We start from the raw sequence: 20,675 nt of genomic DNA, 5'->3' as shown, positions 1-20,675 counted from the left end.
ATGAATACAACACAAGAAGACGAAGAAAAATACAAAATACAACTTTTAAAATTTTATCAAGAAGAAAACCTTCAAGACCACTACAAGGAAGCTGAATGTAAATGGTATATTGTAAAGTTATTTCAAGATTTAGAAGCTCAAAAGAAAAATGATGAACCTAGACAAAAAGGACTGGGAAAATTCGAGAAAAAGTATTTATGTCTTTTGCTTGCTGGGATAAAACAACAAGAAATCTCAAACTTAAATATTTATTCTACGAAGTCACTTGGAAGTGAGCCAAGCAGAAAAATTTACCCTCTTATAGGAAATTTAACAGGCAAGAAAATTAATAGTTCGGAAGATATTCTAATATCCTTAGTTGATAAAGGCTATCGAAAAAGTTGCGGTTTATATAGAAAAGTAACGAATGAAAAACAAGCTTTAATAATTGTTAAATGTGAGGCTGAAATTTCCGAAGCATCATTGACTCATTTAGAAATGCAATTTAAAAATGTAATAGAGGTAGATACGCTTTTTTTAAACCATATTACAAAAGGGTGTATGAAAACTTATTGGCAAGGTTCACAAGCCGATTGTGCAAAAATTGAGGCTTTGTATAATCTAGGTTTACTATCAGAAAGATTAGGTGTACCTGTTTTAGAGGTAAGAGTAATACCTATTGAAGAAAGAAATATCCTCACTCAATGGTTAGAGAATATCTTTAATCAAGGCTGGCAAGTAGTTGAAGAGTTATTAAACCCTCAACAGTTAATTCCTACAACTTGGAGTGATCAGATTAAACGAGCTAAACTCATAACCGACCTAACTCAGCAGATAGTTTTAGTAATTACTATTAGAGAAAGAGAAACTTCACCACAGTTTAATATTGGTATAGAGGTTTATCCCAAGGATCAGCAAGCCTTACCTAAGGATCTGACTTTACAAATGTTGACAGATGAAGAAAATATTTCTTTACAAGCGATCGCTCTAGAGAATGCTCCTTACATAGAATGTCGATTTAATTGTGACTATGAAGATAAATTTATAATTAAATTAATCGAATCTGGAATAGAAGTAAGAGAATATTTTACTATCTAAAGATATTGTATAGCTTTGAAAGATTTCACTTTCTTCTTTGAGTTATGGCAAAAAAAATATCGTTAATAGCAACAGCTAGTGACAACAATGGATTTAATGTGATCGTCAAAATCTCTGACGATCAGTTAACGCACAAAGAGGAAATCAAAGGGCGGAGTGCAGTCCTTACTGAATCTGATGCAGTTTTGAAAGCTTGTAAAGAGTGGGTTGAGCGCTATAAAGAAATTACTCCCTATTTGGGGAATACATGGCACTTTGAAGCATTAACATTACAAAATAATTTAGAAGGCAACAAAGAAGCTGCATTTAAAAGATGTCAAGAAGCTGGCGATCAATTAATTCGAATTTTTAACCAATGGTTAAATCAAGATGAATTCAAAGAGATTAGAGATGGCTTAGAAAGTTATTTAAAAGAACCATCGGAAAGTATTAGATTTTTATTAGAAACCAATATTTTAGAACTTCATCAACTTCCTTGGCAAGAATGGGATTGTCTTAAAGGATTAAATGTTGAAGTTTCGATCAGCTCTTCTAATTTTGAAAAAGTTAGTGAGCCTAAAAAGCATCAGGATCAGGTGAAGATTTTAGCTGTATTAGGTAGTAAAACAGAGATTCAGGAGCAAAAAACAGCAATTGCTAATTTAGAATTAAAGAGCAATGCCAAAGTTATTTGGGTTGACTCAAATCAAAGGAAACAATTAAAGGATTTATTAGAAAATGAAACTATTGATATATTTTTCTTTGCTGGACATGGTGAAACATCTAGGGATAGAAAATTTGGCAGAATTTTGATTGATGAAAATAATAAAGATTGGCTAACTATTTCTGAATTAAGAGAAGAATTAAACCAAGCAATTCAAAATAAAAAACGTTTGAAATTAGCAATTATTTCAGCTTGCTCAGGCCTAGGTTTAGCTTATCAACTAACAGAGGGTGAAAAGCTATATTTGCCTCAAGTTATTGTCATGAAGAATGAACTTCCAGTAAGAATTGCTCCAGTTTTTTTACGTTACTTTTTAGAAGAGTATACTACAGGGAAATCTCTATATACATCTGTCCAACATACTAGACAAGAATTAAAGAAATTAGAAAGTAGTTATCCTTACGCTAGCTGGTTACCTATTATTTTTCAGAATCAAGGTGAAACACCTTCAAGATGGATAGATTTAGGGGGTATTTCTACTTGTCAACCATATCGCGGTTTAAATACATTTCAAGAGAAAGATTCTACTTTCTTTTTTGGGAGAGAACATTTTACAGAGAATTTATGTAAAGCAATTAAGAAACATTCTTTTATTGCAATAGTTGGAGCTTCTGGTAGTGGTAAGTCTTCGGTTGTTTTTGCTGGCATTATTCCAAGTTTAAGATCAAAAAATGAATATTTAATTGTTTCACTACGGGTTGGGGTATCTCCTTTTTATAGCCTAGCTGAATCAATATCACACTTAAATCCTGACAAAGATATTAACAGCTTAGTTGAACAATTAAAAGATAATAGTATAGAACTTAGTTACCTCATTGAAGATTTATTTGTTCACAATCAAAAACATTTTTTGTTAGTTATAGATCAATTTGAAGAGATTTATACTTTATGTAGTGATGAGTTTGAAAGATTAGCTTTTTTATCTTGTCTATTAAAAGCTATTAAAGAAACCAAAAAGTTTACCTTGTTAATTACATTGCGAGGAGATTTTTATGGTAAAGCTATTGAGTATCCAGATTTAGCAGAATACCTGCAAAGTGCTTGTTTTAATCTAAGTCAAATGAGACGAAATGAGTTAGAGTTGGCAATTGTTAAACCCGCACAGTTGCTAGAAATAGGATTAGAAAAGGGACTAAAAGAATTATTGATTACATCTATTGGATTTCATGAGTATGAAGTAGAGGGGCAGGGGCTGTCAACAAGTAATTTATCTTTACTGTCTTTTACTTTAGAAATGCTTTGGCAAAGACAAAGAGAAGGATTATTGACTATACAGGCTTATAGAGAGATTGGAGGTTTAGAAAACTGCTTAAATCAATACGCAGAATCAATTTTTCAGAATTTAACTTCAAATGATAAAGAAAGAGCAGAAAAAGTATTTATTCAATTGGTACAGATAGGGATTGGTACTGAGTATACTAGAAGAATTGCTTCAAAAAATCAGATCGGAGAAAGCAATTGGGATTTAGTTCAATTATTAGCGGATCGACGTTTGATAGTAACTAATTTCAATTCTAATACTAATGAAGAGACTGCTGAAATTATTCACGAAGTTCTAATTGGAAATTGGCAAAGATTGAGTGATTGGTTAGTTAATAATAGGGACTTTAGAGTATGGCAACAACGCTTACGTGACTTTCTCAGTATGTATCAAACTAAGTCAACTAGCAAGTCGCGTGAAAAAGCTCTTTTAAAGGATTTATTACTAACACAATCTATTGAATGGCTAAGAGAGCGTCCAGATGAGTTAACAAATGAAGAGAAATATTTTATTGATCAGAGTAGGAAATATAGAGAACGCCAAAGTCGTAATACAATATTAAGCCTAATTGGTGGAATAGTAATTTCTTTAGGGTTGGCTGGTTTTGCTACATTTCAAAGTTTCCAAAGACAAAGAGCTTTGGTCGCTGAAGAACAAGCGAAAACTGAAGCAGAAATACAGAGAATTAATTTTGAAGTTATATCTTCTAGTCGTCTTTCTAAAAATCTTCTTGCCTCTAATAGGAAACTTGAGGCACTTACAGTCGCTCTAAGAAGCGCAAGACTATTACAAAAGAACAAGTTTAAAGTTAATGCTGATAATCAAAGTCAGACTACACTGGCTTTACAGCAAGCACTTTATCAAACCAGAGAATTTAATCGGATCGAAGGTCATACAAACCAAACTATTGGAGTTGAGTTTAGCCCAACTGGTAATTTTTTAGCTTCAGCTAGTGATGACGGCACTATTAAGTTATGGGATCTCAGTGGAAGATTAATCAGAACAATTGAAGTCATACCCAAAGTAACTTCAGAGCAAGTACAAGAGGAATTAGAGAAAATAACTGAGAATCCAGATTACAAAAATCCGCAACAAATTGGCGGTGGTAAAATCAATCAGTTTAGTATTAGTCCAGATGGGCAAACAATTGCTGTAGCTGTTTTCACATTGCCACCTTTCAACTATAGTGATATAAGAAGTTATTATGGCAACTCTAATCTTTTAGATATAAGTCGTAACTCCCAAGAAGTACAACTTTGGAGTACTGAGGGAAAATTAATCAGAACTCTAAAAGGACATCAAATTTCTGTTCAAGTTGTAAAGTTTAGTCCAGATGGGAAATTAATTGCTTCAGGTAGTCAGGATAAAACTGTTAAAATTTGGACTCCTGATGGTCAGTTAGTTAAAACATTGCAACATGATTTTCTAATAGAAGATATAGCCTTTAGCCCTAATAGTAAGATGATCGTATCGGTAGGAGACAAAACTGGTAAGTTGTGGAATATTGATGGGAAATTAATAAATATATTCTCTGGACATGATATCGCAGTTGAGAATGTTGCTTTTAGTCCCGATGGTCAAACTATTGCATCCAATGATGCTCATGGTATTGTCAAACTTTGGAATATTGGTGGTAAGGAACTGAAAACGTTAAATACCCAAGAAAAAACTTTTTTGATGCCTAATCCTATAGTTTTTAGTCCTGATGGTAAGTTGATTGCTACAGGCAGTAAAACTATTAAGTTATGGAAATTGGATGGAACTTTAGTAGATTCTTTTGAGGCTCATAATACTCCTATGTATGACCTGAGTTTTAGTCCTGATGGTAAATCTCTAGCATCAGCAGGAGGACAAGAACATACTATAAAAATTTGGTCAGTTGACGCAAATAAACCAATTACACTTCCAACAGGTTCTAAGAAATTTAGTTTTAGTCATGACGATAAATTTATTGCAATTGCTAAAGGTATATCTATTAATCTATGGAATCGTGATGGCAACCTAATTAAAACTTTTGAAGGTCATAAGGAGACTGTTAATTCTCTGAGCTTTAGTCCTGATGATAAACTGCTAGCCTCAGTATCTGGCTACGATGATACTTTAGGTACAATCTTAGACCTTCTTGGCGCGGAAATGGATGCAAGCATGAAAATATCACGAACACCTGAAGACAAAGCTTCTCCAGAAAAGCGTGCCGAAAATTTATTGAAACGAGGTGCTAACAGAACTGAAAAGCTCCATGATCGAAGCATTAAAATTTGGGATGTTAGTAACAACAAATTAATTAAAAATATAGATGTAACAATCAAACAAGTGATTAATGAAGGTCATCAATTTGGTGCAAGAGCTATAAGTTTTAGCCCTGACGGGAAATCACTTGCTTCAGTTGGGGGGACAGAACTAAAATTATGGGATTTATCGGGTAGTTATGGTGTGTTAACGAATGAGTTGTCAGATATAAATCAACTGTTAGACGTAAAATATAGTTCTGATAGCAAAATGCTTGCTTTAAGTATTGGTAAAAACTTAAATATTTATTCAAAAAACAAAAATAATAATTGGCAAGTAAAAAATACTTTAAAAGGACATCAAAAAGAAATTATTTCTATCAATTTTAGTCCAGACAATTCAATGATTGCTTCTACTAGTTTTGACAAAACAGTGAAGATATGGAAGATTGATGGTACATTGTTAACAACTATTAATCAATTTAAAGAGCATGTTATTTATGCAGCCTTTACGCCTGATGGAAAAAAAGTTGTTACCAGTGGTCATGATGGCATTCAGATATGGGATTTGTATGGTAAAAGACTATCTGAATTTGGTGGAACAATTGACATAACAAATGAAATTACAGTTGGTATTAGTTACGAAAAAAACTCGGATAATACCTTAACTGTTAAGAGAGTTTATGATAGTTCTCCAGCTAAAGATGTGGGGATTAGGGAAGGTGACATGATATTATATATTGGTAATCAACCGACTAAAAAATTAGATATTGAGAAAGCTAATAACTTAATTAAAGATGAATCTGGAGCAAATTTAACATTAAAACTTTCTCGTAAAAATAGTGATGATTTTGAAGTATCTATCACAAGACGGAAGTTTAAATATACTGAAACAGTTCCCATAAATTACAATTCTGTTAGTTTCAGTCCAGATGGACAAACTATGGCTTCTGCTGGAGGTGATAACAAGGTTAGAATTTGGACTGCTGATGGCAAACTCCTCAAAACTTTTGAAGGTCATCAAGGCTATGTTTGGAAAGTTGAGTTTAGTCCAGATGGTAAGACTATTGCTTCAGCTAGTTCTGATAAAACTGTTAAACTATGGAATCTTGATGGTCAATTAATAAAAACTTTAGATGGGCATGGAAATAAAGTATGGGATGTTAAGTTTAGTCCAGATGGAAATTTCTTAGCATCAGTAACCGAAGATGGCATGATCAGATTATGGGGAAAGGATGGTACTTTTGTTAAGCCAATTTTAGGAAAAACAACAACTAAAATCTCAGGCAATGGAAGAACGATTGACTTTACTCCAGACGGGAAAAGTTTAATTCTAGGAAATGATTATGATATAGAGTTTTGGAATCTTCAAGGCGATTTGTTAAATGTATTAGCCAATCAAATGCGCGTTTGGTTCTCGTCTGATGGAAATGTTAGAACCTCTGAGATATCAGATAGTTCTGGAAGTGGACATAAAAACCTTATTTATAGTATTAGCCATAGCCCAAATGGTAAGTTGTTTGCCTCTACTAGCGAAGATAAAACTATTAAGATTTGGGGTATTGATGGCACTTTAATTACAACAATTCAAAATAATAATCCAATACTTGAGGTTCAGTTTAGTCCTGACAATAAAATGTTAGCTTCAGCAGGAAAAGATCAAACAGTGAGACTTTGGAACCTTGAGGGTAATTTACTAAAGATTTTTAGAGGGCATAATGCTCAAGTTAATAGTGTAGCTTTTAGTCCTAATGGTACTCTCTTGGCTTCAGGAAGTCTTGACAAATCAGTTAAATTATGGACATTAGATGGAACCTTGTTAGAAACTTTTCCAAGTAAAGATGAAGTCAAGCAGGTTGGGTTTAGCCATGATGGAAAAATCCTTGTTACTGCTACTAATGATGAAGTAACCTTGTGGAATTTTGATCTAGATGATTTAGTGATTAAAAGCTGTAATTACATAGGCAATTACCTGAGAACAAATTCTGCTCTTAATCAGGAAGACAAAAATTTATGCAATCATATTTAATAAATATCAAATTAATCTTTCGCTTTAGTTATATCTAAAATTTCACAAATAAGCTGTATCCAGCAGCATCTTCAATTACAGAATAATAAGCGCTTCATCCTATCTTGAAGCAACTCTATTTTTATTGCTGTTCTAAATATTTTTTGCCCCACAGATGCATTGCATCTAGTACAGGTTGCAAGGTTTTGCCTAAATCCGTGAGTGAATATTCAACCTTGGGCGGAACTTGCATATATACTTCGCGATGAATTAACCCATCACGCTCCATTTCTCGTAGTTGTTGAGTCAGCATTTTTTGAGTAATGCCATGCAAACTGCGATGCAATTCACCAAAACGCCGCGTGCCATTAAATAATTCGTGCAGAATCAAAACTTTCCATCGTCCACCGATCGCATCAAGGGTCGCCTCAACTGGGCAACTAGGGCGATCGCTCTGGTAAGTAGCAATACAATCCTTTTCAGGCAAGGAATCTAAGGTAAAAGAGTCAGAATAATTTTTCATAGTATCTTTTTGGTATGTACCTTACAAAAAAGTGCATACTTTACATAAAGATTGTAAATCATTATATTTGATTTGTCGGTAATCAACGCATTTGGACAAAATAATGAGTGAGCCTAAGATTGTTGATAAGAAACCTGTTGTATTGGAACTGGAACCCAAAACTTATTACTGGTGTACCTGCGGCGAATCTACCAACCAACCCTATTGTAACGGCGCACATAAAGGCACAGGATTTACACCGCTTGCCTTTGAAGTGACTGAGACCAAGAAAGTTGCACTTTGTTTATGCAAACATACAGGCAACGCCCCATTCTGTGATGGAGCGCATACAAAACTCTAATTACGAATTTGCAGCGCCTTAGTCGCTGCAAATTATTCCCAAGGTAAAAAATTATGTTGACTATTCGTAAATCAGAAGAAAGAGGACATGCCAATCACGGTTGGCTCGACAGCTATCACACCTTCTCCTTTGCCAACTACTACGATCCGCAGCATATGGCCTTTCGCTCATTGCGCGTGATTAACCAAGATCAGATTGCTGGTGGCAAAGGATTTGGAACCCATCCCCATCGTGACATGGAAATCATTACCTATATGCTCGATGGCGCTTTAGAGCATAAGGACAGTATGGGCAATGGCTCAGTAATTCGCGTCGGCGATGTGCAGAGAATGAGCGCAGGTACAGGGATTACCCATAGTGAGTTTAATCCTTCAGCAACGGAATTTGCTCATCTATTGCAAATATGGATTTTGCCGAATCAAGAAAGCGTAAAGCCTAGTTACGAGCAAATCTCTTTCTCTCGCGAAGAAAAGCTGAACCAGTTGCGATTGATTGCTTCACCCGATGGACGCGATCGCTCGGTGACGATTCATCAAGATGCCTATATTTATGCTTCCATTCTCGAAGATGGAGCAGAAGTGACGCATACAGTTGATCAAAATCGCTATGCATGGATACAGGTTGCTAGAGGCAGTGTATTAGTAGGCGATCGCTTTCTAAATGCTGGTGATGCGATTTCGAGCGATCGGGTTGGCGATTTGAAATTGATTGGTAAAGGTGATGCTGAAATTCTAGTTTTTGATTTGGCTTAACCCATAAAAAGAATGGCAGTGCGAAGCACCGCCATTCTTTTTATACAAGAGTCAGCACAAAGCGCTAACTCTTGATACATGGCTGATAATAGCTAACCGTCTTATAATCACGTTGCCATGTCGAAGATTGCACTAATTCGTTTTTGATATAGCGCGAGGTTTCCACAATCCAACCTGATAGATACTGGGGATTTGGTGGATGTAATTGCTTAATTATTTGAGACTCCACCTTTATTTGCCAAGGTTGGGGTGCAGAACCCCAAAGGCTGGACTCAACTTTACCTTCTTTTTCTAATACTTGAAATCGCAGTTGTAAAGGAATTTGGCTATGATTGCGAACGATGAGATCCTTGTATCCATTTGCCACAGCGGCATCTTGACCTAATTCGTAAAACCTTGATTCTCCATAGGCATCAATACTATGGCAATGTCGTTCTAAAATCTCACAGCCTGCGTACAGAAAAGTATTAAAAACATTAGTAGCAATCAAACATAATCCTCCGCCTACGTCAGTTAGTACTTGACCACGCACAAATACAGGAGCTTCTCGAAATCCATTGGCTCTAGTTGGTGCGCCGATGCGATCGCTAAAACTAAAAATCTTTTGAGGAGCAATATTAAGGCAATGAATCCTTTGGGCCGCAAGTTGTAAGTTCCAAATCCGATTAGCGCGAATCTCTGAAGTGCCGCGATCGGGAATAGGCGTAATAGATTCTATCCATTTATATAAGTATTGATCATTATCATCAGGATTTTGGCGATTAGCATAATGGAATGGATATCCTTTAACTAAAGCTTTGGCATATTTGAGACTATTACGAATTGGCTTTTTGAAATTTTGCCAGACTTGGTTCATGTCCTAAACTCTTTAGATTTGAGTTTTATTTGTCCTAACCAATTTTCACATAAAATCTATTCAAAACTTGTAGTTATAGCGCTTTGTGCTCAAATCAAAACCCAGAAATTTTTTAAAAGTGTTGCTTTGCAACACTTTTAAAAAATTTCTGGGTTTTGATTAATCTATAATTGCTATAAAAATCCAATATTCTCAATATCTAGAGACAAATAATAACTGTGGGCGCAAATAATCAGACCAAAGATCAGCCGAACTTACCATCAGATCATCAAAAATTAGCAAAGAAACCCAAAATTGTATTGACAGGCGGCGGTACTGCTGGTCATGTTAGCCCCAATCTTGCTTTGCTTTCGAGTTTGAAAGCTGATGGCTGGGAGGTTGTATATATTGGTTCTAATCATGGGCTTGAGAAACAACTTGTTGCCGAAGTTGGTATCCCTTATCACGGTATTTCGTCGGGTAAATTGCGCCGCTACTTTTCTTGGCAGAACTTCATCGATCCTTTTAAAGTGATTAAAGGTATATTTGATGCTTTTTTTGCGATCGCCAAAATCAAGCCTCAAGTTGTATTTTCTAAAGGTGGATTTGTCACGGTTCCCGTTATTTTTGCAAGTTGGCTCCAAAGGGTTCCTGTAATTATTCATGAGTCAGATTTTTCTTCTGGTTTAGCCAATCGTCTATCAATTCCCTTTGCCACCAAAGTCTGTGTTACTTTCCCCGAAACTGCTAAGCATTTAGCAAAATATGCTCCCAAGGTTACACATACAGGTTTACCAATTCGTCCTGATATTCTCCTAGGGAACGCAGAAAAAGGAAGAGAATTTTGTGGATTTAAGGTTGATTCTCCAGTGCTATTTGTGGTCGGTGGCAGTACAGGTTCCGCAAAAATTAATCAATCTATCCGTGCTGTTTTAGCTGAGCTTACGTCAAAATATCAAGTTGTCCATGCCTGTGGTAAAGGGAATCTAGATGTCAATCTCACGGGAAATCCGCGCTATCAACAATTTGAGTATTTGGGAGCAGAACTTGCCGATATTTTAGCGATCGCTGATTTAGTTGTATCACGTTCAGGGGCAAATGCTGTATTTGAGTTTCTGACTTTACGCAAACCTAATTTACTAATCCCTTTATCAAAATTATCCAGTCGCGGCGATCAGATCCTTAATGCCAAGTCTTTTCAAGCCCGTGGTTATAGTGCTGTTCTGTTTGAAGAAGATTTAACCAGTGAGAGTTTACTAAAGGCGATCGCTGATCTTGATCAGCGTCGTGATGAATATATTCAGAATATGCATCAAAGCGAAGATGCGAATGCGATCGCCCAAATTGTAAAGATTATTAAAAGCGTAGCAAAGCCAAAATTTTAATAATCTTTATTCGCGACGTGTTGGTAACTGCCCTTTTTTGAGAATATCGATCACCGCAGTATGGCGCTTAAGATCATTGTGGACTTGTTCATAAATTCGGCGATCGCAACCTTTGAGACCTATCACACCATATAACCTGACATTCCCCACTCGACCTTTAAGCGCATGTTCTCCAAAATCAACAGATTCGATTTCGTCCTTGACAATTTCGTAAAGCGCACCTGTAATGACGATATCTGTCTCCAGTTCTTTAGTCATACCTTCCACACGACTTGCCACGTTAACCGTATCGCCAATAACCGCATATTCAAGACGGCGAGAGGAACCAATATTGCCGACAGTTACTTCCCCATAGTTAATACCAATGCCATTTGAGAAAGGAATCTTATTCTCCAATTGCCAGACCTTCCGCAGTTCCATGAGAGCCGATCGCATATTTAGAGCAGCATGGATTGCATTCATCGCATCGGCTTTCTCTCCCCTCGAAACAGGGGAGCCAAACTCCGCCATAATCGCATCACCAATGAATTTGTCGATTGTGCCTTGATATTCTAAAATTGCATCGACCATACCACCCAGATAAGTATTTAGTTGATGGATTAGCACTTTGGCAGGAAGACGACTCGATAGCGTCGTAAAGCCACGAATATCGGAAAATAGCACCGCAGCCTTGATTGTGCGCCCCTCTAGAAGATCGCGAAAACTGTCAGGTTGATTGACAATCTCTTCCACAATTGGCGCAGCGACATAACGCTCAAGGGTGCGGCGCAGCAAGATTTTATCAAATTGAGCAGCAATCGAACCTGTCGTTAAAAGGGCGACTCCATTTAAGCCGATCGCGATCGCCGGAATTGCCACAGGTAAAATCGTACTGGTGTAAATGAAGCAGACATAACCAATCCCAAACCAAGCGATCGCAATGCCAAAAGCGGTTAATATCTGCGTAAGTGGTCGCTTAAATCGACAGAGAACTCCACCTGAAATTCCTACAAGTAGCAGTGTAAAGATACCTTGTTGGATGGGATTAGCGAATAGCCCTGCCATACTTTTGTTTTGCATGAGCGTGGCGATCGCATTGGCATGAATCTCAATTCCCGCCATTCTACCCATAGCCGAGTTTTGGATATCCTGTTTTGAAGCCGCCGTTGCCCCGATCAAGACGATTTTGTCTTTAAAGAATTTACCGCCCTTAAGTTGTTCACTATTCCAATTATCAGGATCAACCACATAATAAAATGGAATCTGTTGTTGAGCATTAGCCCATGTATCTGAACCACCAAAAAAATAAATTCCATCGCCTTTAGGTTTGGGATAACTAATTTTGGCGACATTCAGAATTGCCTCCGCAAAAGTTGGCACAATCGGCAAACCACTATCCGCTGGTGGTTGCACGCCCAAACGGTGAATATTGCCTGTAACTTCAGGTTGAAAATTAATTAATCCTAAGGTATTTGGTTTTATTTGAAAAATTCCATCAGGTGAGGCAAGTTGCATAATATTTGCTTCACCAATTTGCGTAAATTCATAACTAGCGGCAAATATGGCGCGTTCTCCATACTTAGCGATCGCTGCTTGAAATTTGTCATCATCAGCAGTCCCGTGATCGCCGGGAGTTACGAATAAAATATCGAAGGCTACTACTTTTGCGCCAGCTTTAACCAGTTTTTCTAGGACTTGAGCATAGACCACGCGCTTCCATGTGGTTGTGCGAAATGGTTCTAAAAATGGACGGGTTTTGGGATCATAAAATTCGCCTTGGCGCAAGGAGAGATCATCGATCGCCAAAATCACAATATCTTTGGGAGGAGCGATCGAACCACGCCAGTTAAAAAATGCTGATTGAGTCTGACGTTCAAGATTCTGTACTTCAGTGAGTTCTAAGCCCGTAGCGATCGCACTTAATAATGCGATCGCCCCAACCAATGCATAGCCAATAAACTTGGGGCTTGATAATGCTTTGAATTTCTTTTTGATATTGGCTTTCATTACATTTTTTCGATTTACTCACTCAAAATCTTAATACTAATTTTCAAAAACACTAAAATATTTACTACAGCGAACCCAAAAGAGTAATGGCGGCGCGAAGCGCCGCCATTACTCTTTTGGGTTCTAAGCAAAACTAGCCTTGCGATACTTCATGTTCACAAACGAGTCTTGCAGTATTTTTGCTAATTTAATTCCCTTAATTGGAGACTTTGATCTTGCAGAAACGCCCATTACTGCCATCCAGCTCTTCTTTTTTTATAATTTACAACGGGATATTTGAGCTTGCTCCCAATCAACGTCAAGCATAATCGCATTGGAAAAATCACAATTAACTAAAGAGGCTTTATGAAACGAGGCTTTGGTTAGGTCTGCATACTGAAATTTTGTGCCTGTATTTATGCGTGACGTATTGATTGTGAGGCGAAATAAATACAAACTACCGAAAATTTGTAATGGCTCGATCGCTAAAAATATTAATAGAGCCGAAAAAACATTAAACCTCAATGAACTGGCGATCGCATTAAATGCACCTGCAACCAATATTTTGCTAAAGGTTGAGCCAAAGAAACCAGTCATAAAGGCCATGATCAGGGAAATGGCGATGGCTATAAAAGTTCCTTTTCTACTTGCGATTACAAAACTAGCAGTGAAAGCGATCGCAAAACTAACGGCAAACACCACGATCGCCACAATGGCAACCCAATAAACTGTTTCCCGATTGACATAGGCTAAACCAAATATAAAAGCGATCACAAAGCAGATCAGCAATATGGTGGCAATCATCGCCGTACCCGCAAACATTAGCGCCATTACAAACGTGACAATCCCTGTGATCGTTGTTTGACGTTGGCTCGTGCCAGCCCGCACATTTGCAAAATTAGCAGATTTAAGTTGAGAGCGATAAAAATTGCACCCACGAATATCCGCGCCGCTAAAGTCAGCGCCGACTAGATTTCTACTTTTAAAGGAGCGATCGCGCAAATCTTGATTTGCAAAGTTAAGACTTTGACCCATAGCGCCTGTTATAAGCTAATAAAGTTAGATAGGCGCTTTGCACCTCTCTAATCTTATGAATTTTAAGTCAATTCGCCCAAAGTTGGCTTAGAAATATGTGGTAGTCCCCAGCCTAACTTTTCACGCAAGACCTTAAAGAACTCACCTTTCTGCAAGCGGATAAACCTTGCAGGATATTGCGATCGCTCTACTTCAACCCGATAGTCTGGATAGACATAACATCCTGCATTACCATCGACAACTAGCACTAAACGATGGCGATTGGCGGGTGTGACGATCGCTTTCTCGGTATTGGCAAAGACTAAAGCCCGTGAAGCCATTGAATGCGCGCAAATGGGAATAAGCTGAAATACAGGAATCCCTGGCTCGATCACGGGGCCACCTGCGGAAAGTGCATAGGCAGTTGAGCCTGTAGGGGTGGAAATAATCACGCCATCTGCGGCAATATCAACGGGGAGGTGACGACCAATCTGCACCTCAAAATGACACATACTGGTTAAGGGTTCGCGATGCAGTACCATCTCGTTTAACGATAGGGCTTCCCAGAGCAATCCTTGGCTATCGTAAACGCGCACCGTCATCATCGATCGCTGCTCAACGACATATTGCCCCTCGACGACTTGGGCGATCGCTTCTTCCCAGTCAGTTAAATAGGTTTCCGTTAAAAAACCCATATGCCCTGTGTTGACATTCAATACTGGTAAGCCGAGTGGGGCAATTTGACGACAGGCGGATAGTACTGTCCCATCGCCGCCCAAAGCCACCGCAAACATGATCTCACGATCAAATCCTAAGGGTACTAAACTCTCGATCAAAGTGTGACAAACAGGAGCATCTGGCTTGCCATAGCCCAAAATGCCGCCATTGCCTGTCGCCATAACAGTCTGGATACCGCGCTTTTCTAGCCACAACTTCATATCTAGGGCTACACGCTTAGCGACAGGTTTTGAGTCGTTGTATATAATTCCGACTTTTGGCACGCTCAATGACTACCTAGATTATTTCAAAAATTTTTGTCAGTTTTGTAATTATAGCCTTTAGCTCTTGGCTTTTAGCCTGTGATAAGTTGTGGAAATATTAAAGTTTATTCGGGATTTATTTAGGAATCCTCATTGACTGCTGCAGGCACTGGTCCGTTAAGACGTGAGATGTAAAATAAAGAGGCAGAGTCAAGGAGAAAGACATAGAATGTCCCCACTGCCAAAGCGGAAAGACAGTCAAGAATGGCAAGGATTACCACCAAGACGGAAACGCCATCCAGAATTATTTATGCAAAGGATACGGCAAGCGATTCAACGAATGAACTATTTGCTAAAGCAACGAAAACAGCATGGCAATGGGCAAAAATGATTCAATATATCCGATGGTTTACGGATGGAGAAAGACGCTATGCCCAACAACTGTGGCAAATGGCAAGTGTTTACCTCAAAGTCGCCATCAAAATCAAAGGCTCACAGGTCAATCGTTGTGTCGAAAGGCTCAATCCAGAACATCCTTATACAGCTATTAGCGACAAGAGTGACTTTCATACCAATCACAATGAGGCAAACAACAGTGCCTTACGAAGACGGTGTAGTGCATATCGCCGCAGACAAAACCTGTATGCGAAGAATCCTGATGGATTGCAACGAGCAGTTACAGTACAACGATTAGTTCATAACTGGGTAAGACCGCATTTAGGCTTAGGTAAAAACAAGGCCCCAGTTATGGTGATCGGGCTATATTCTCGACCGCTTTCCATGCTGGAGTTACTATCATTGCGCGGCTTTCATGCCCTCACGTCTTAAATGACCAGACCAGTGCCGTTTGTCTTGCCCATCAACTCAGAGATTGTCAGTATGGAATTGATGCAGGAGACAAGATTTTCTCTGGCAGAATGAAAAAGCTACTGCTACGAGCTTTTGTACTGCGAAGGCGATGGTCAGATTTAGCTGACTCTACCCGTTACCAATACTGTCTGTATCGAGACCTCGACATTATTCTAACTCTGTTACCGACTCAGTAAGATGGACTCAGGATTAAAAAAGCGATATCTATAGCAACGTAAGAGATAGCTAGGACAAATCAAAACCCAAAAGATGAGTGGCGGCGCTTTGCGCCGCCACTCATCTTTTGGGTTTTATGTCCTAAGCAAAAATTACATGGCTATAGAATTACGAGAAAACTTATTTCTGTTTTTGGATGACCACACCATCCCACAAGCTAATAACTCCAGCTTTGAAAGCTGTTGTAACTTCCTATTCAAAGTCAGTATTTCATAAATTTACAAAATCTCGCCACAATTAACGAGCAAGTCCAGCGCTTGATTAAAGCTGCTTGCGATCTCGACTGTGGAGATCGCGGTACATGGCAATGGTACGTCGTCCGCCTCGATAAATAACCCAAGTTGCGCCTATTAGCTAGGAGACTTCAGCCGAAAAACTGGTTTTGGACTTGCTAAGCATCTCTTTAACATCAATATTTTGCCAAAGGACTCGATATAACTGTAAAGCCTCTTCCTTACCCTTTACTTTAATTAGATCCAGCTTTTCTAATGGCAGATTATGACTGGAAATCTTCGCTTTAGTACTTTCAGAAATAAATACTTCTCCAGCTTTTGCGGCTGTACAAATGCGGCTAGCCACATTCATCGTGTCGCCAATATTGGTGTACTGAATCAGATTTTCGGAACCAATATTTCCTGCGGCAACCATACCCGTATTTAGTCCAATGTGAATCTGGATTTGCAGATCGCGTCCTTGTTCTGTCCAATCTTCATTTAATTGCTTCATCGCCCATTGCATAGCGATCGCTGCATTCACCGCCATAATCGCATCATCTTCTTTTTGATAGGGGGAACCCCAGACTGCTAAGAGAGCATCAGCAATATATTTCTCCAATGTGCCACCAAAGGGGAAGACAATATCTTCAACCATCACCTTGAAATATTCATTCAAGAATTCTAAAACCTTACGGGGTTGCATGGGTGCGGTCATCTCTGTAAAGCCGCTAATATCAGAAAATAGAGCCGTCACTTCGGTTTCGATAATCCGATTTAAGTCCCATCCTTCTTCAATTTTTTTGCTGACGGCGGCCGGGAAAAATCGCTCTAATTTGGTGCGGCGGATTACTTCTGATTGCATATTGCGATAGAGATGGGCATTTTCGATCGCGATCGCCGCCTGATTTGCCAAACTACTGAGAAATTCTAGATCTTCTTTATGGTAGGCATGACCACGTGATAGATTATCCACATACAATACGCCGATCGCGTGATCTCTTGGCTTTAATGGCGCACACATCGCCGCTTGGATCGATTGCTGAATAATTGACTGAGAACTATCAAAACGGCGATCGAGCGAAGCATCATCACTAATGATCGCATCGCCTTGTTTTAAGACAAAGTTAGTTATTTTGCGACTATAAAAATCAAGGTCAGCCGTCGCATTGGGATTGCTAAATCTGTAGGCTTTTGGCTCTAGTAATCCTGTTTTCTCATCGACCAGTAACAATACGGCGCGATCAACTGACATGATTTTTAGCAATAATTCTAAAATCTTTTCAGGTAAAGCTGAATACGCTTCAGGAGAGGCTAATTCTTGGCTGACCTCTAGCAAAACTCGTAACTTTGCCGATGTCCTCTGCACCTCATCTGTACCTTGAATCATCAGCACTGAGCCTGAGGTTTCCAGCTTCTGCTGTTGCAGCAAATCTTGCATATTCACACGAGATTTCTCTGGCGAAACGCGCATTAAAATCGATAAACCTGAATTCGGAATTGCATTTTGATTAGTAGAATTTGTACCAGATTGTGATTCATCAACCAATCGAAATACAACACTACCAAACTGCACCAAATCCCCATGATTGAGCTTTTGTTGAATAATCTTGACCTGATTAACAAAAGTGCCATTACTACTATTCAAATCGGTAACATATAGCCCTTTATCTGTTACCTGAATTTCCGCATGATGACGTGACAGACTCCGAGCATCATCCTCTACGACAATACTATTATCTAGTCCGCGCCCGATCGTATTTATACCATGTCTTAGATCGCAGACGCGCTCATGGGGAGTACCTTGATTTTGAATAATGTATGGCATATTTTTTCCTACTGCGACTACTGCAATATCATTACAGCGCAAAGCACTGAAGTAAAACTCAAATTTTTTATTGAAAGTTTTGCCAAGCAAAACTTTCAATAAAAAATTTGAGTTTATTCGCTAATTCCACTACAGAAGTACCTACGAAAACTCTCGTATCATTCATAATGAAATTAACAGCATTATCACATTTTTATCCATGTCGCCAACTACGCTAGAAGTACAATCTCAAGTTCAAGCCGATCCGCAAGTCGCAACTGATGCGATCGCGGAGTTTAATCAATATGTGATGAGTACCTATGCTCGCTTCCCGATCGCGCTAGAGCGCGGCGCAGGTTGCCGAGTCTGGGACAGCACAGGCAAAGAATATTTGGATTTTGTGGCTGGCATTGCTACTTGTACGTTGGGACACGCACATCCTGCAATGGTCAAAGCCGTGACTGAGCAAATCCAAACTTTGCACCATGCCTCTAATTTGTTTTATTTTGCACCCCAAGGTCAATTGGCTAAATGGCTGGTACAAAACTCCTGTGCGGACAAAGCATTTTTCTGTAACTCTGGTGCTGAAGCTAATGAAGGAGCGATTAAACTAGCACGTAAATATGCTCATACCAAGCTAGGTATCGAAGATCCCTTGATTTTGACGGCAAATGCTAGTTTTCACGGACGCACCCTTGCCACCGTCACCGCCACAGGGCAGCCCAAATATCACAAGAATTTTGCGCCCCTCGTCCAAGGTTTTGATTACATTCCTTATAATGATATCGCCGCCCTCGAAGATGCCGTCAAAAAATATGAAGGTAGACTCTGCGCGATCATGCTCGAACCATTGCAAGGAGAAGGCGGTGTTAATCCCGGCGATCGCGCCTATTTTTCGCGTATTCGGGAAATTTGTGATGAGAAGAAAATTCTGCTGATTATTGATGAAGTCCAAGTGGGAATGGGACGCAGTGGAATGCTCTGGGGTTATGAAAATCTCGGCATTCAGCCCGATATTTTCACTTCGGCAAAGGGCTTAGGCGGCGGCATTCCCATCGGTGCAATGATGTGTAAGGCGAGTTGTGATGTGTTTGAAGCTGGCGATCATGCGAGTACCTTTGGCGGTAATCCCTTTGCTTGTGCTGTGGCTCTATCGGTCTGCAACACGATGGTCAAAGATAATCTGATCGCTAATGCGAGAGAACGTGGTCAACAACTGCGGACTGGATTGCAAGCCATTTGCGATCGCTTTCCCCAACATATTGCTTCAGTCCGTGGCTGGGGCTTAATCGATGGTTTGGTTTTACAAGAATCTAGCCAAATCCAAGCCCGTGATGTGGTTGCCGCAGGAATTGAGCATGGTTTGTTATTAGTGCCTGCGGGTGTGAAGGTGGTGCGCTTTGTGCCTCCACTAATTGTTTCGGCTGAGGAGATTGATCAAGCACTAGCTATTGTCGAACAGGCGATCGCGAGTTTTTAGGCTGTAAACCCGAAAATAGTAATGGCGGCGCAAAGCGCCGCCATTACTATTTTTGGGTTTTATGTCCTAGCTATCTCTTGCGTTGCTATATTTTGGAGAACTGCGATCGCAAAATTTAAAAGTTATATCCAATTCCAACCAAAATGCCCAAATCAGTTGTACGCAAAAAGGCTAAATTTGCAGCTACATTGATTGTAAATCTTGACGATAGAGGAACATCAAGCCCTGCGGTAATCATGGGGCCAACGCTACTATTGGAGCCAGTATTAATCGCAACTCCGCCACCTATATAGGGAGAGAACTGCAAATCTCCAAAAGACTGCTGAGGTGCAAGATCATAAGTTACAGGAAGTAAAATAGTTGCAAAGTCTCTTAGTATGAGAACGCTAGGACGAACTGATATAACTTCAGTCAAGCCAAGTTTACTAATGATTGCGAAGCTTGTCCCGCCTAAATCACTTCCTCCAGTTAAACCGAAATTAGCCCCCACTCCCAGATAACTTGGTCCTGATCGCGTAGATCTAAATATAAGATTCCCGTTACTGTCAGTGGGAGGTACGATTTGAGAAATGGAGTTTGTAGATCCTTTGAGGCTAGTTGCATTACCTTGCGAACGCTCAGTTAAAGTCTCGACTGTTAATATTTTTTCTTCTGGTGATTGAATGATATTTTCAACTTTCTCTAACTTTGTTGAGGGTATTACTGATTTAGCAACTTCTTTCTTGCTGACTGCGATCGCACAATCTTTTACCCATCCACAATTAGAAGAACTAATTGTCTCCGCTTTTACTCCAGACACAAAGTTACTAATCATCAATAGAGTTAGCCCAGTCAGAAGATTAAGTTTCATCGTTTATTCCTTTGTGAATTATTTCAGTTGGAAGTAGCTTGGTATAATTAAAAAACCAGAACCCAAAAAAGGTGTGGCACACGCGCAGCGTGCGCCACACCTTTTTAAGGGGAAATATTTAGTTGCGCTTAGCTACTTATATTGCCTAATTTGACATAGCCATGTTTGA

General features: G+C 39.1%; 14 protein-coding genes and 1 pseudogene. 8 read left to right on the top strand and 7 right to left on the bottom strand.

Annotated elements, in window-relative coordinates:
* Positions 1–1,077: a DUF1822 family protein gene (locus tag B9G53_RS05950; protein WP_094530172.1), complete on the top strand. Its 1,077-nt coding sequence runs from the start codon at positions 1–3 to the stop codon at positions 1,075–1,077.
* Positions 1,078–1,121: 44 nt separating this feature from the next.
* Entirely contained in the window at positions 1,122–7,298 is a 6,177-nt protein-coding gene (locus tag B9G53_RS05945; protein WP_094530170.1) for a CHAT domain-containing protein, read from the top strand.
* A 121-nt stretch (positions 7,299–7,419) separates the two neighbouring features.
* Here the strand turns inward: B9G53_RS05945 and B9G53_RS05940 are convergent, their stop codons facing one another.
* Positions 7,420–7,800 carry a helix-turn-helix domain-containing protein gene (locus tag B9G53_RS05940; RefSeq protein WP_094530168.1) on the bottom strand — a complete coding sequence of 127 codons (381 nt, stop codon included), beginning with the start codon at positions 7,798–7,800 and terminating at the stop codon, positions 7,420–7,422.
* A gap of 103 nt (positions 7,801–7,903) precedes the next feature.
* On the opposite strand from B9G53_RS05940, the gene B9G53_RS05935 reads away from it, so the two are divergent.
* Together B9G53_RS05935 and B9G53_RS05930 are read left to right on the top strand one after the other, a co-directional pair.
* Entirely contained in the window at positions 7,904–8,140 is a 237-nt protein-coding gene (locus tag B9G53_RS05935) for a CDGSH iron-sulfur domain-containing protein (RefSeq protein WP_094530166.1), read from the top strand.
* Between the two features lie 53 nt (positions 8,141–8,193).
* Complete coding sequence (locus tag B9G53_RS05930) at positions 8,194–8,892, top strand: pirin family protein (protein WP_094530164.1); 699 nt, start codon at positions 8,194–8,196, stop codon at positions 8,890–8,892.
* 64 nt (positions 8,893–8,956) lie between these two features.
* Here B9G53_RS05930 and B9G53_RS05925 read toward each other — a convergent pair whose 3' ends face one another.
* Entirely contained in the window at positions 8,957–9,748 is a 792-nt protein-coding gene (locus tag B9G53_RS05925; RefSeq protein ID WP_094530162.1) for a VanW family protein, read from the bottom strand.
* Between the two features lie 293 nt (positions 9,749–10,041).
* On the opposite strand from B9G53_RS05925, the gene B9G53_RS05920 reads away from it, so the two are divergent.
* Positions 10,042–11,112, top strand: a complete 1,071-nt coding sequence (locus tag B9G53_RS05920; RefSeq protein ID WP_369682995.1) for an undecaprenyldiphospho-muramoylpentapeptide beta-N-acetylglucosaminyltransferase — start codon at positions 10,042–10,044, stop codon at positions 11,110–11,112.
* 6 nt (positions 11,113–11,118) lie between these two features.
* Here the strand turns inward: B9G53_RS05920 and B9G53_RS05915 are convergent, their stop codons facing one another.
* The 3 genes from B9G53_RS05915 to B9G53_RS05905 form a co-directional block, all read right to left on the bottom strand.
* Positions 11,119–13,098, bottom strand: a complete 1,980-nt coding sequence (locus tag B9G53_RS05915) for a CHASE2 domain-containing protein (RefSeq protein WP_094530158.1) — start codon at positions 13,096–13,098, stop codon at positions 11,119–11,121.
* Positions 13,099–13,353: 255 nt separating this feature from the next.
* Positions 13,354–14,112: a pentapeptide repeat-containing protein gene (locus tag B9G53_RS05910; RefSeq protein ID WP_094530156.1), complete on the bottom strand. Its 759-nt coding sequence runs from the start codon at positions 14,110–14,112 to the stop codon at positions 13,354–13,356.
* Between the two features lie 62 nt (positions 14,113–14,174).
* Positions 14,175–15,092 (bottom strand): NAD(+) kinase, encoded by a 918-nt coding sequence (locus B9G53_RS05905; RefSeq protein ID WP_094530154.1) that lies wholly within the window; start codon positions 15,090–15,092, stop codon positions 14,175–14,177.
* 203 nt (positions 15,093–15,295) lie between these two features.
* On the opposite strand from B9G53_RS05905, the pseudogene B9G53_RS05900 reads away from it, so the two are divergent.
* Both B9G53_RS05900 and B9G53_RS05890 read left to right on the top strand, forming a co-directional pair.
* Positions 15,296–15,899, top strand: a pseudogene (locus B9G53_RS05900) (hypothetical protein).
* Positions 15,900–16,351: 452 nt separating this feature from the next.
* Positions 16,352–16,492 carry a chlororespiratory reduction protein 7 gene (locus B9G53_RS05890; protein WP_094530207.1) on the top strand — a complete coding sequence of 47 codons (141 nt, stop codon included), beginning with the start codon at positions 16,352–16,354 and terminating at the stop codon, positions 16,490–16,492.
* Between the two features lie 19 nt (positions 16,493–16,511).
* On the opposite strand, the gene B9G53_RS05885 is transcribed toward B9G53_RS05890, so the two are convergent.
* On the bottom strand, positions 16,512–18,197 hold the full coding sequence (locus B9G53_RS05885; RefSeq protein WP_094530205.1) for an adenylate/guanylate cyclase domain-containing protein: 1,686 nt from the start codon (positions 18,195–18,197) through the stop codon (positions 16,512–16,514).
* Between the two features lie 199 nt (positions 18,198–18,396).
* On the opposite strand from B9G53_RS05885, the gene B9G53_RS05880 reads away from it, so the two are divergent.
* On the top strand, positions 18,397–19,656 hold the full coding sequence (locus B9G53_RS05880) for an aspartate aminotransferase family protein (protein WP_094530150.1): 1,260 nt from the start codon (positions 18,397–18,399) through the stop codon (positions 19,654–19,656).
* Between the two features lie 115 nt (positions 19,657–19,771).
* On the opposite strand, the gene B9G53_RS05875 is transcribed toward B9G53_RS05880, so the two are convergent.
* Positions 19,772–20,506 (bottom strand): hypothetical protein, encoded by a 735-nt coding sequence (locus B9G53_RS05875; protein ID WP_094530148.1) that lies wholly within the window; start codon positions 20,504–20,506, stop codon positions 19,772–19,774.
* Positions 20,507–20,675 lie beyond the last annotated feature (169 nt).

Source organism: Pseudanabaena sp. SR411 (assembly GCF_002251945.1).
GTDB lineage: Bacteria > Cyanobacteriota > Cyanobacteriia > Pseudanabaenales > Pseudanabaenaceae > Pseudanabaena.
This window is presented reverse-complemented; position numbering and strand designations above follow the sequence as displayed.